11 protein-coding genes are annotated in these 13442 nt (G+C 43.6%); 6 read left to right on the plus strand and 5 right to left on the minus strand.

The genetic code is table 11. From position 1 onward, the window contains the following. The first annotated feature begins 81 nt into the window (after positions 1 to 81). The 6 genes from BDD43_RS29075 to BDD43_RS29100 all read left to right on the plus strand — a co-directional run bounded on the left by BDD43_RS29075 (position 82) and on the right by BDD43_RS29100 (position 6698). Positions 82 to 1332, plus strand: a complete 1251-nt coding sequence (locus BDD43_RS29075) for a dicarboxylate/amino acid:cation symporter (protein WP_121201724.1) — start codon at positions 82 to 84, stop codon at positions 1330 to 1332. A 265-nt stretch (positions 1333 to 1597) separates the two neighbouring features. After that, positions 1598 to 2479 (plus strand): succinate--CoA ligase subunit alpha, encoded by an 882-nt coding sequence (gene sucD, locus BDD43_RS29080; protein WP_121201725.1) that lies wholly within the window; start codon positions 1598 to 1600, stop codon positions 2477 to 2479. A 150-nt stretch (positions 2480 to 2629) separates the two neighbouring features. After that, a complete protein-coding gene (locus BDD43_RS29085; protein WP_121201726.1) occupies positions 2630 to 3976 on the plus strand; it encodes a hypothetical protein in 1347 nt (448 codons plus the stop codon). A 165-nt stretch (positions 3977 to 4141) separates the two neighbouring features. Then, a complete protein-coding gene (locus BDD43_RS29090; protein WP_121201727.1) occupies positions 4142 to 4543 on the plus strand; it encodes a methionine-R-sulfoxide reductase in 402 nt (133 codons plus the stop codon). 78 nt (positions 4544 to 4621) lie between these two features. After that, on the plus strand, positions 4622 to 5971 hold the full coding sequence (locus BDD43_RS29095) for an oligosaccharide flippase family protein (RefSeq protein WP_121201728.1): 1350 nt from the start codon (positions 4622 to 4624) through the stop codon (positions 5969 to 5971). Positions 5972 to 6032: 61 nt separating this feature from the next. Further along, on the plus strand, positions 6033 to 6698 hold the full coding sequence (locus BDD43_RS29100) for an HAD family hydrolase (protein ID WP_121201729.1): 666 nt from the start codon (positions 6033 to 6035) through the stop codon (positions 6696 to 6698). Between the two features lie 172 nt (positions 6699 to 6870). Here BDD43_RS29100 and araA read toward each other — a convergent pair whose 3' ends face one another. The 5 genes from araA to BDD43_RS29125 form a co-directional block, all read right to left on the minus strand. Continuing rightward, entirely contained in the window at positions 6871 to 8376 is a 1506-nt protein-coding gene (araA, locus tag BDD43_RS29105; RefSeq protein ID WP_121202159.1) for an L-arabinose isomerase, read from the minus strand. Positions 8377 to 8401: 25 nt separating this feature from the next. Then, the gene (locus BDD43_RS29110; protein ID WP_246001823.1) at positions 8402 to 9868 is read right to left on the minus strand and encodes a glycoside hydrolase family 27 protein; all 1467 of its coding nucleotides are present in this window, start codon (positions 9866 to 9868) and stop codon (positions 8402 to 8404) included. A gap of 13 nt (positions 9869 to 9881) precedes the next feature. Then, complete coding sequence (locus BDD43_RS29115) at positions 9882 to 10580, minus strand: L-ribulose-5-phosphate 4-epimerase (RefSeq protein ID WP_121201730.1); 699 nt, start codon at positions 10578 to 10580, stop codon at positions 9882 to 9884. 50 nt (positions 10581 to 10630) lie between these two features. Then, entirely contained in the window at positions 10631 to 12310 is a 1680-nt protein-coding gene (locus BDD43_RS29120) for a ribulokinase (RefSeq protein WP_121201731.1), read from the minus strand. A gap of 190 nt (positions 12311 to 12500) precedes the next feature. Beyond that, positions 12501 to 13208: an NUDIX hydrolase gene (locus BDD43_RS29125; protein ID WP_121201732.1), complete on the minus strand. Its 708-nt coding sequence runs from the start codon at positions 13206 to 13208 to the stop codon at positions 12501 to 12503. Positions 13209 to 13442: the final 234 nt, after the last annotated feature.

Raw genomic sequence — 13442 nt, forward strand, 5'->3', positions numbered from 1 at the left:
AATTTTTTGGCCCAAGCCAGGCCTTTTTTAATTCGCGGTAAAATTCATATCTTTTCGGTTTAAACCAGTTAAGCCTTTAGCATGAAACGCATTTTATCAAACCTAACCATACAGGTACTTATTGCCATATTATTGGGTGTATTAGTGGGTGCATTTTTCCCGGCCTTTGCTCCAACGGCAAAAACTATAAGCCAAACTTTTATTAGTTTAATACAAATGCTTATTGCACCCATTATATTTTTAACTATAGTGTTGGGTATTGCCAGCATGGGCGATATGAAAAAGGTTGGCAAAGTTGGCGGCAAGGCCCTGCTGTATTTTGAAATTGTAACCACTTTTGCCCTGTTTATTGGTTTGGCGGTAGCAAATATTACAACTCCCGGCGAAGGCTTTGTACACAAGGCTATTACCGATGCCTCAAAAATTGCAGGCTATCAAAAAGAAGCCGCCCAAATGGATGCGTCCGATTTTTTAACGCACATTGTGCCTCACAATATTTTTGATGCCTTTAGTCGCGGCGATATTTTGCAGATCCTTTTTTTCGCCATTTTGTTTGGCTATGGTATAAGCCACATGGGCGAGGCCGGCCAATCGCTCATCAACGTATTCGATAAGCTATCCAAAGTATTTTTCAACATCATGAAGGTGGTGATGAAGCTTGCCCCCATTGGTGCATTTGGCGGTATGGCATTTACCATAGGCACCTTTGGCATAAAAACGCTGGCACCAATGGCACGGCTCATGGGTTCGGTTTACCTAACTATGTTTCTGTTTATTTTTGTGGTGCTCAATGTTATTTGCCGCCTGTACAAGTTTAGCCTTTGGCGATACCTTGTATTTATTAAAGAAGAAATACTAGTGGTACTGGGCACCTCCTCGTCCGAATCGGCCCTGCCCGGCATGATGCAAAAAATGGAGCGGATAGGCTGTTCAAAATCGGTAGTGGGTTTAGTTATCCCCACCGGATATTCTTTTAATTTGGATGGCACAACCATTTACCTGTCTATGGCTGTTATATTTTTGGCGCAGGCTTTCCAGGTACCCTTAACGTTAACGCAGCAATTAACACTCATGGGGATACTCATGGTAACATCAAAAGGCGCAGCGGCTGTAACGGGCGGCGGTTTTATTGTACTGGCCTCAACACTGGCTGCTACAAAAATGATACCCGTAGAAGGCGTTGCCATACTGCTGGGTGTAGATAGGTTTATGTCCGAAGCGCGGGCGATTACCAATGTGATAGGCAACGGTATAGCAACTATAGTAATAGCCAAAAGCGAGAAGGAATTTGATGAGGGCAAGTATCAGGAAGCAACAACCAATTCACAATGAACTTACAAAATGTCATTTCTAAGAAAGGCACGACCAAGATTTCTTTGCATTGCAACACGTTTACAGCGGCGCAAAATTAGGCCAATCTAAAGATGTTGCTACTCATTGAACTAATGCCGTTGCTCAGAAACAACCAAGCCGACGCCTTTTTATACTAACAACATTAATTGCCCTAACCAAATGGCCCTTTTGTATCCATTTTGATGCAATTATCTTTTGACTTTATAGGCAATAAGTTTAGCTTTGCGATACTAAAACAAAAACCATGAGTGTTCTCGTAAATAAAGATTCTAAAGTTATAGTTCAAGGCTTTACAGGTAACGAAGGTACCTACCACGCATCGCAAATGATTGAGTACGGAACGCAATTGGTTGGCGGTGTAACGCCGGGTAAAGGTGGCCAGTCGCACTTAGATCGTCCGGTATTTAATACTGTTGCCGATGCTGTTAAAGAAACCGGTGCCGATGTATCTATCATTTTTGTACCGCCTGCCTTTGCCGCCGATGCTATTATGGAAGCTGCCGAAGCTGGCATTAAAGTTATTGTTTGTATTACCGAAGGTATCCCTACAAAGGATATGGTACAGGTAAAAGAGTACATCAGCGATAGGGATTGCCGTTTAATTGGCCCTAACTGCCCAGGCATTATTACTGCCGGCGAAGCTAAAATTGGTATTATGCCAGGCTTTATCTTCCGCAAAGGCAATGTTGGTGTAGTTTCAAAATCGGGCACTTTAACTTACGAAGCTGTTGACCAGGTTGTTAAAGCCGGTTTAGGTATCACTACCGCAATTGGTATTGGTGGCGACCCGATCATCGGAACACCAACTAAGGAAGCTGTTGAATTATTAATGAACGACCCTGAAACTCACGGTATCATAATGATAGGCGAAATTGGCGGAGGCATGGAAGCCGAAGCTGCCCGCTGGATAAAAGAACATGGTACTAAACCGGTTGTAGGTTTCATAGCAGGTCAAACCGCTCCGGCTGGCCGTCGTATGGGCCACGCAGGTGCTATTGTTGGCGGTGCCGATGATACTGCTGCCGCTAAAATGAAGATCATGGCCGAATGCGGTATCCGCGTTGTTGAGTCGCCAGCCGAAATTGGCGCAGCAATGGCTGAGGAATTAGCCAAGCTTGCTAAATAAGATTAAATAGTATTGCGCATAGCGATATGCGTTTTGAGATATGAAAAATCCTGGTTGAGAAGCCGGGATTTTTTTGTTTTATGTGAAATACCAATTATAGCCATCTCAACAAAAAAATATATATTTATGGTATAACTAACATTGCCTTTTGTGGATACCACGCTTTGGAACAACGTAGCTAACTTTAATATCGACGGCCCGGTAAGCGAATATGGTTTTATCACCAGGCTCCAAAACGAAAATTTCTGGACCGTAAACTTCGCCTGCGAAGCCATTGCCGAATATAAAAAATTTATGTATCTGGCCGCCGTTTCGGATGGGATGGTTTCCCCGTCGGATGTTGTGGATATTGTATGGCACCAGCACTTAATATTCACGCAATCATATAATAATTTTTGCTCGCTATTAGGCAAGCAAATAGCGCATATCCCATCCACACATAACCGCAACGATTTTTCCACGTTCAAAACTGCAACCGAGAGAACAAAAAAGCTTTATCTCGAAAACTTCGGGCCGCAACCCGTACACATTTGGGGCTATGCAAATATTTACCAACCTCTTGGTATGGAAACGTCGCCTTTAAGCATGGCTAACATTTGCAGCGTTGGCGTACTATTGGTTATGCTGGCGTTTATTATGGCTTACTATTTTCTTAGCCCTTTATATATAACTATTGGCAATCCCTATTTTATAGAAGGCTATTTGCTTATTGCTATTTGTGGTTTTATAATTGTCAATTTTTACAATTACGTAAAACTTAATGCCATAGTATCTCAATGGCCAAAAGACGCTTTCATTTTTAAGCTGTCGGCACTCGAACTCGTTTATCTACAAAAAAACAACATTGTACCCGTTATTCACGGTGCAGTAAATCAATTGATTTTAGCCGGGAACATCACTATTCTTGAAAATGGCAGATTCCGTGTTAAAGACGCGCATCACGACGAGCCCGTGCTATATTGCGTACTGCAAACCATCAGTATTAATCCCAATGCCGATTATCCTGCCATAGTAAACCTGCTGAAGTACAAGCCTGCATTTAATAAAACCAGCCGCGCTATGGATGCATTTACAAATTATGTAAGCAGCTCAAAAAAGTTTGTCGAGCTTTTTATTCTCAATTTTTCAATATTCTCCATTATGTTTTTGCTGGGTGCTGTTAGGCTTGCAACAGGCATAGTTAGGGATAAACCGGTTACCCAAATAGCAATAGTTTTAGCGATGTGCCTTGCGTTTGCCGTATTGAATTTGCATCGTTTAAGCACAGCCATTGGCACCGTTGCCCTGCCCAAATATTACAGCAAAAACATTGTTTACCAAAGCGATGCACACAACCAGTGGGACTGGAAATACTTTTTGTTGGGCGACTCGGTATTCGTTTCGGCGTTTGTGCCCTTAACAACCACATTTAATAACAGTGATGGAAGTTTCAGCAGCACCGATTCCAGTTCGTCTTGCGGTTCCGGCGGAAGTTGTGGCGGTTGCGGCGGCGATTAGCAAAGTTTTTCTGCCTTCAAATCAATGCACACTTATTTTTTTGTAATGATAACATCAAAAATTTCGCAACTATCACATTTATGTAAATTACGGTGTAATATTTGATGTACTTTGCAAGAAAAGTTATTCAGTCAATCTATCATTCAATCCATCAATCATTGCAAAATGAACTACAATAAATTAACACCCGAAGAAGAATACGTAATTGTACACAAAGGTACCGAAAGGCCTTATACCGGCGAGTATACCAACAACAAAATGCCTGGTACTTACATCTGCCGCAGGTGTAATTCACCATTATATTTATCTGCCGATAAGTTTGATTCGCATTGCGGATGGCCAAGTTTTGACGATGAGATACCCGGTGCCGTAAAACGCGTTACCGATGCTGATGGCCGCCGTACCGAAATTGTTTGTGCCAATTGCGACGCGCACCTGGGCCACGTTTTTGCAGGCGAGAGGTTTACACCCAAAAATACAAGGCACTGTGTAAATTCCCTTTCCATGAAGTTTGTACCCGATGCCGAACAAACCCCTGTAAACGACCAAACAGGTGTAACACCCTAAAGGCGCAGCCTATCATTGTTGATAATTTTTTTAACCATTTTTAGTAATTTACGTATATCTGCTTAACTTGAGCACCTTATGCGTATTCCTAAATTATCGGCCCTAAACAACAAACATGTACTGGCTTTAATAGGCAATGTGGTTATTTCGGCTTTCAGCGTTATAACCATGTCGGTACTATTGCGCACCATGACCAAGGCCGATGTTGGGGTATGGTTTTTTTTTCTATCTATTAATGGCCTTTGCGATGCCTTGCGCAATGGCTTTTTATCAACCGGCACCATAAAATTTTACGCAGGTACACCAAAAGAGCGTGCCGAAATAGTTTTAGGTTCCGTTTGGTTTTTGGCTTTAGGTGTTTCGCTTACGCTGATGGCGCTGGATGCCTGCGCCATGCCCTTCATGAGCCTCATCAAAAATCCCGAAGTTTTACTGGTTATAAAATGGTTTGGCGTAACAGTATTAAGTTCGGTAACGTTCAACATCACCTTCTGGATATTAGTTGCCGACGAAGATTACCTTACCATACTCTGGTTGCGGCTGGTTAACAATGTATCAATGATAGTTATCATACTGATACTCGCTTATCTAAAAAAGGCAACGCTCGAAAACCTGCTCATTGTTAACTTTGCAACCAATATTTTAACCAGTGTGGCCTGTATCGTGTTCGGTTACTCGCATGTGGAAACCATTTTTAAGCGCACGCGCGAGTGTATGGTGCAGTTGGCGCAATTTGGTAAATATAGTTTGGCAACCAACTTAAGTTCAAACCTGCTGGGCAGCGTTAATACGTTTATTATTATCCCGGTGCTTGGCCCTACGGCGCTGGCGGTGTATGCGGTACCCAATAAGTTAATGGAGATTGTTGAGATACTGCTGCGCACCTTTGTGGGCACGGGCATGTCGGCAATGGCAACGGCTTATAATACCGATAACATGCACCATTTAACCTTCGTAACAAAAAAATACGCCGGTATGTTAACGCTGCTGTTTATTCCGTTGGTCATAGGCGCGTTTTTCTTTGCCGATTTCGCCATCTGGCTCCTCTCCGGCGATCAATATAAAGGTACCGAAGCTGCCAATATCTTCCGCATATTTATGTGCATGGCCATTTTATACCCTGTTGATAGGTTTAATGGCGTAACGCTCGATATTATCCACAAACCGCAAATCAATTTTTACAAAGTAATTATCATGGTTGTTGTAAACGTGCTGGCAACATCCATAGGCTTATACCTTTTCCGTAACATTTACGGTGCCGCTTTTGCCGCTCCGTTTGCAACAATTGCCGGGCTACTGTTTGGCTATTATCATTTAAAACGTAACCTCGATGGCTATTCGTTACGTAGTGTTATGACTACCGGCTACGCCGAAAGCAAGCTGTTTATTAACCAAATGCTGGCCAAATTTGGCAGAGCTAAAGCGTAAATAAAAACTCATTTATCACATTATTTTGGGCTTTACGGCTCATTTTGGGTACTTTTGCCGCATGACAACTACCTATAAAGCATTTATATTTGACCTTAACGGTACCATGATAAACGATATGGAATACCATACCCGTGCATGGCGCCATCTTTTAAATAATGAGTTAGGCGGCAACTTTACCTGGGACCAAGTAAAACAACAGATGTATGGCAAAAACCCCGAAGTACTGGTACGCATGTTTGGCCCCGATAGGTTTACGATGGACGAAATGGTAAGCCTATCGTTAGAAAAAGAAAAACGCTACCAGCAGGAATATTTTAACGAACTGGCACTTTTACCGGGCTTACACCATTTTTTAGAAGCGGCCTACCAAAAAGGAATACCAATGGCCATTGGCTCGGCGGCTATACCTTTCAATATCAATTTTGTGTTGGATAATTTGAACATCAGGCATTATTTTAAAGCCATTGTTAGTGCGGACGACGTGGTACTGAGCAAACCTCACCCCGAAACTTACACCAAAGTAGCCACCGCTTTAGGCATACCCGCAAACGAATGCCTGGTTTTTGAAGATGTGCCCAAAGGTGCCGAAGCCGCCCTAAATGCCGACATGGACTGCGTGGTGTTAACCACAACCCATTTAGCCGAAGAGTTTGAAGGCATGCCCAATGTAAAACATACTGCGCCCGATTTTACCGGGGAGTTTTTCAATAAGCTGATAGATTAATTTAAAAAAGCCGACCTGTTACACCTACGGCACAGCCAAATGTTTTTAGGATTAGGATACTCAATGTTAACCTATTAACATTAGAACAGCACCAGCCAATTTGTTAGTTTCCGTCAACAAAAAAAACCTCGTTTTTTAAGCGAGGTTTTTTAATGTGGTAAGGCTTGGTTTATTAAAATTGTTTGTTCATCTGGTAATAGGCTTCGCTCCAGCGCAGTTCATTTTTAAATTGCGGTATGTTGGTATCCTTGCCTATCAGCACGTACTCAATGTTGGCCATTTCGGCAAAATCCTGCAATTGCTCTGACGATAGGTTTTGGCTGTATGCGGTGTGGTGAGCACCTCCGGCCAGTATCCATGCCGCGCAACCTGTTTTCATATCAGGTAATGGTTTCCATAATACGCGGGCAACGGGCAACTTAGGTAAATCGTGCTCGGGTGCTACGGCTGTAACTTCATTAACCAATAAGCGGAAACGGTTACCCATATCTATCAGCGAAGCGTTAAGAGCAGGGCCGCCGGCTACGTTAAACACCAAACGCACTGGATCGGCTTTGCCCCCAATACCTAAGGGGTGTATTTCGCAGTTAGGTTTGCCTAATGATATAGATTCGCAAATTTCGAGCATGTGCGAGCCTAACACCATTGGGTTTGATGGGTTAAAATGATAAGTGTAATCTTCCATAAAGGAGTTACCGCCTTCTAAACCTGTGCCCATCACTTTCATGGCGCGTACCAGGGCTGCTGTTTTCCAGTCGCCTTCGCCGGCAAAACCATAACCCTGCCCCATTAAACGTTGCGATGCGATGCCAGGCAATTGTGCCATGCCATGTAAATCTTCAAAGGTATCGGTATAACCTTTGTAGTTACCATCAACCAAAAAGGCTTTCATGCCCAATTCAATTTTAGCAGCCTCGCGTAAAGAACTATACTGATCGCCACCTTTACGCAACGAAGGTACAACAGCATACAGTTCTTCGTATTCGGCGGTAAGCCTGTCAACTTCCGCATCGGAAATGGCGTTGATAACCTTCACCAAATCGCCAACACCATATGTGTTTACTGAGTAGCCAAAACGCAGTTCAGCTTCAACCTTGTCGCCATCGGTAACGGCAACGTAGCGCATGTTATCGCCAAAGCGTACAAATTTAGCACCCTGCCAATCGTTCCAGCCTGCGGCAACGCGTGTCCAGCCGCCAATTTGGCTCAGTACTTCGGTATCCTGCCAATGGCCAACAACAACCTTGCGGTTTAAGCGCATGCGGCTCATTATAAAACCAAACTCCCTATCGCCGTGCGCGCTTTGGTTAAGGTTCATAAAGTCCATATCAATACTGCTCCACGGAATATCGCTGTTGAATTGCGTATGCAGGTGCAGCAAAGGTTTTTGTAAAATTTTTAACCCTCTTATCCACATTTTAGCAGGTGAGAAGGTGTGCATCCAGGCTACTATGCCGATACAGTTTTTAGCCACGTTGGCTTCCTGGCAAATGGCGTAAATTTCTTCGGTTGATTTTACGGTTGGTTTAAATACAACACGCACCGGTATTTGCGAAGCTCCATCTAACGATTTTGCTATTTGTTGCGAGTGCTCGGCAACTTGCTTTAACGTTGCTTCGCCATATAAATCCTGACTGCCGGTTACAAACCAAACTTCTAATTCTTTTAAGTTTATCATGTTATTTACTGTTATTTTTTCTGTTCTATTTTTCTGTGATGCGGTATAGACCGGCACCATGCTTATTTATGGCCGGTGCAAACTGACCGGTAAATTGGCCTAAATCGCGCTTGTTCCATAAGTCTTTTATTTTGCATGTTTTTTTGAAACCCAGATCGGCTAATTTTACATTTACCTTTACGGCATCAGCACCGTCGGCAGGGTTAAATACGGCCAGGTATTTGGCACCTGTTTTGGGGTCGTCGGCAATCCAGGCAATGCCGTTATCTGTACGGAAAAGCTCTTTGTTATTGGTGCTGTAATTTAATACGTGCATCACCTCTTTATTGCTGAGCAGCGATAGTGTAAATTCGTCATTATCGGGCAAGTTGCCGCCAAACATCATTGGCGAGCGGAAGATGGTCCAGAGGGTCATCAATGTATATTGCTCATCGTGTGTAAAGGCAGTCATGCGGGGGTTGCCGCGCTCGGCGCGGATACCTATTTTACCAAGTGGCAGCATATCGCCATCGGGCCAGCCGCCGGGTATGCGGTATGGGTTCCAGCGTTCAAAAACACTAAAATGATCCTTCAGCATATTCCAGTTGTCCCAAAAATCATCAACGGTACGCCACATGTTGGCGTGGTTTTGCACATCAACGGCACTGGCTAACGGAGTTTCGCCGGGCGATGTGCTGAGTACAATTTTCCGTCCGGTAAGGTCAATCGCTTTGCGGATCATCTCCACCTCACCGGCATGGTATGGGCGCGATAGGTCGTCAACCTTAACAAAATCTAAACCCCAGCTTGCGTAAAGCTTAAAAAGCGAGTAGTAATATTCCTGTGCACCATCTCTACCTGCCACAACTGTGTACATATCGTGCAGCCATTTGCATTGGCCATCTAAACTGTAAATATCTTTTGCGGTAGCTTTACTACCCAAAATTGGCAAATTACGTTTTACGGCCTCCACAGGTACGCCGCGCATAATGTGGATACCAAATTTTAAGCCTTTGCTGTGAATATAATCTGCCAAAGGTTTAAAACCTTTGCCACCAGCGGCAGAAGGGAAACGATTAACCGCAGGCTGAAAGCGGCCATACTCGTCTAACACATAATCGGGGTCGGTTTCGTTATAGCCATGAGCTTTATCGTTACCAACGTACCAGCGGATATCTACAATAATATATTCCCAACCAACTGATTTGAGGTTTTTGGCCATATAATCTGCGTTGGCCTTTACTTCGTCTTCAACCACGGTTGGCCCAAAGCAATCCCAACTATTCCAACCCATGGGCGGGGTTTGGGCCCAGGTATGAAAGTTTTTTGTTTGCGCCGATGCTGCGCCGAAAAGAAGCATGAGCAAAAACAAAGTAAGTTGAAGCGAAAGAAGCATTGCTTTGCCCACATTGTATATGCCACCTATACTAAAAAAGTGAAAACGATTTTTAGCTGAAGCGAAGAGGGCACTACTACCCGATCCCCCTTTGCGATGATATTTTTTGATTTGCATTTGATGCTGATATTTATTGCCCGTAATAGCTACCTGCGCCGTGCTTACGCTCGTAATGCTTGTTAATTAACGCGGCCTTTAAGCGCGGTGCCGATGGGTTTATTTGTTCGGTAAGTAAGGCCATGTGTGCTATAGCTTCTAACACTGCGCTGTTATGCACAGCTTTAGCCGCAGTTTTGCCCCAGGTAAATGGAGCATGGTTGCCTACTAAAACCATTTCAACCTCTTTGTAATTTAACCCTTTTTCTTGCAGGCAATTGATAATTTGGTGGCCGGTTTGAAACTCATAGTTACCCTGAATCATTAAATCGCTCATGGGTGGTGCGCAGGGAATATCAACGGTGTTATAATCGGCGTGGGTAGTACCAAAAATAGGAATATCGCGTTGCGATTGCGCCCAGGCTGTGGCGTAGGTTGAGTGCGTGTGTACTATGCCACCAATGGTATCCCACTTGCTATAAAGCACGGCGTGGGTTTTAGTATCCGAAGACGGCCTTAGTTTACCTTCAACGGTTTCACCGGCAAAATCAACAATCACCATGTTATCGGGCGTTAAATCTTCGTAAGGTACGCCGCTTGGTTTAATGGCAAAAACGCCTTCGGCACGGTCTACCGCGCTTACGTTGCCAAACGTAAAAATTACCAGGTTTAGTTTTGGCAGCTCCATATTGGCCTGATAAGCTTCTTCTTTTATATGCTGATATTTGCTCATTTCAATAATTGAATGACTGAAGGATTGAGTGATTGAATGTTAACGTTAAATTAATAGGATTTGGTTTGTGTTTCTACAAAGCCACCTAACTGGTTGTATTGCTTGTAACGGATATTGTAAATAGCCTCCAATTGCTTTTGCGGAATGTACTCTTTATCAAAACCGCCACCCATGGCAGCCATAGCTTCTTCAACGGTTGGGTAAATGCCCGCTGCTGTAGCTGCAAACATGGCTGCGCCCAAAGCGCAGGTATGCTCAAACTGATGTATGCGGATGGGCATATTTAAAATATCGGCCATCATTTGCATAATGTATGGCGATTTTTTTGCCACGCCGCCAATACCAATTAAGCCCTTTACGGGAACACCCTCGCTGTTAAAGCGATCAACAATTTTTTTGGCACCAAAACAGGTAGCCTCGGCCAAAGCCTTAAATACACGTGGTGCATTGCTGCCCAGGCCTAAACCGCTTATAGCGCCTTTAAGTTCCTGGTTGGCATCGGGTGTGCGCCTGCCGTTAAACCAATCTATAGCCAATTCGCTGTATTCTTCAATAGGTAACAGTGCTGCCTGGCGGCTTAGTTCGGGTATTATTTTACCGGCCATCTCGTCTTGCAAGGCAGCGGCGGTTTGTGCATCTATTAAGGTTGATTGTGCCAGCAGATTTTGCAAAGGCCACTCCAATAAATTACGGAACCATGCATAGGTATCGCCAAAAGCTGATTGACCGGCTTCTAAACCGGCCATACCGGGGATAACCGAGCCATCAACCTGGCCGCAGATGCCTTTAACTAGTTTGCCACTCATATCGGCATTAGGGGCCACTAAAATATCGCAGGTTGAGGTACCCATAACCTTGCTTAAATGGTAAGGCTCTATCTGGCCGCCAACGGCACCCATATGGGCATCAAAAGCGCCAACGCCAATAACCACATCGGTTGAAAGGCCCAATCTATCGGCCCATTCTTTACAAAGGGTACCTGCACTTTGGTCGGATGTAAAAGTATCTTTAAATAAACGCGAGGTGAAGCCTTTTAAAAGCGGATCTAACGACGAGAAAAATTCATCGGGCGGTAAGCCTCCAAATTCGGCGGCCCAAATGGCTTTGTGCCCTGCCGAGCAACGGCCACGTTTCATATCGGCAATGTGTTTGCCACCTGTTAATAAAAATGGCACCCAATCGCAATGCTCAACCCAGCTATAGCAGGCTTTTCTAACGGCTTCATCGGTACGTAAGGTGCGTAGCAACTTGGCCCAAAACCACTCCGACGAGTAAATGCCGCCTACATATTGCAGATAATTGATATCAAACTTGGTAGCATGCTCGTTAATTTCGGATGCTTCTTTGATGGAGGTATGATCTTTCCATAAAACAAACATGGCGTGGGGGTTGTTTTCAAAACCGGGGAGCAGTGCCAGTGGCGTTCCGCTTTCGTCAACCGCTACCGGGGTTGAACCTGTGGTATCAACCGAAATTGCTTTAATGTTTGCTGCAACAGTTACGCCTGCTTTTTTAATACAATCTTTAATGGTTTGTTCCAGCCCTTCGGTATAATCAAGCGGGTGCTGCCTAAACTGGTTTTGAGGCGCATCACAAAACAAACCCTTTTGCCAGCGTGGGTAATAAAAAACTGATGAGGCCAACTCACGGCCATTGCTGGTATCAACAATAACGGAGCGTACGGAATCACTACCGTAATCTACCCCAATAACAAATGAATCTTTTTTCATAATTGGTTTTCGTGTCTAATTAACACTTATCTTTTGAGATTATGAAATTTTTGTTGAAGTATTTTTAATTTTTTGGACGACTAAGTTATTGGTTTTAATGATGAAGTTTTCGCAGGATATTGATTTGCAGAATATTATTTAAGCAATGACGCGGTGGATTGATGAAATTAAAACGGACTCCCTACCTATACTACACAAACTGTAAATGATCCGGATTGGGGATGAGGTTTAAAAAAGCGTGGAAATTAGCGTTGTATTTACCTTTATCTAATATGTAATAAAAAGCACCTTTTTTGGAGTTGAGCTTATCTTTATCGCCTTGTTTAATAAGCAAGCCTGTTGAAAGAATTTTGCGGCTAAAATTGCGCTTATCAAAAACACTGTCGTAAATACCTTCGTATAAACTTTGCAGTTGGGGTATGGTAAATTTTTCGGGAAGTAGTTCAAATAGTATAGGGTGTAGTGCGGCTTTGTAACGGAGTTTCTTTTTAGCCATTTCAACCATTTCGTTATGGTCAAAAATAAGCTGTGGTATTTTGCTGGTTTCAAACCATTCGGCGTGGTGCTCGTGGCTCAATTGTTTTTCGTATTGATGGATGTCAATCAAGGCAAAATAAGCAAGGCTCACCGTGCGCTCAATAGGGTCGCGGTTAATGCCGCCAAATGCCTGTAACTGTTCCAGGTACACACCTTCCAGGCCCGTTAAATCCTTTAAAATAACATTGGCCGCTACCTCCAAACTTTTATCGGGTTCAACAAAGCCGCCCATTAGGCTCCATTTATTTTTTTCGGGTTCCATACCGCGTTGTATCAACAGCAATTTTAGCTTTTCGCCGTCAAAGCCAAAAACTATACAATCTATAGCAACCAGTATGCGTGTTTGATGCGAGTATTTCATTCTTAAATTTCGGGAAACGCTAAATTAACAAATTATGTAATATAAAATGTTTAAACAGCTTTAGTAGCTAAAGTGGTTATTTTCACCCCAGCATGCACGGAGATGTGCAAAAGGCTCCCGGAGGCAGTGCAATACCATTAAATTAAGGGCGGCTTAATAATGAACACTGAACGGCAAACACTGAATGATGAAGTAGATTTTGGTGTTCTCTATTCAAAATTCAGTGTTAATGCA

This window comes from Mucilaginibacter gracilis (assembly GCF_003633615.1).
Lineage (GTDB): Bacteria > Bacteroidota > Bacteroidia > Sphingobacteriales > Sphingobacteriaceae > Mucilaginibacter > Mucilaginibacter gracilis.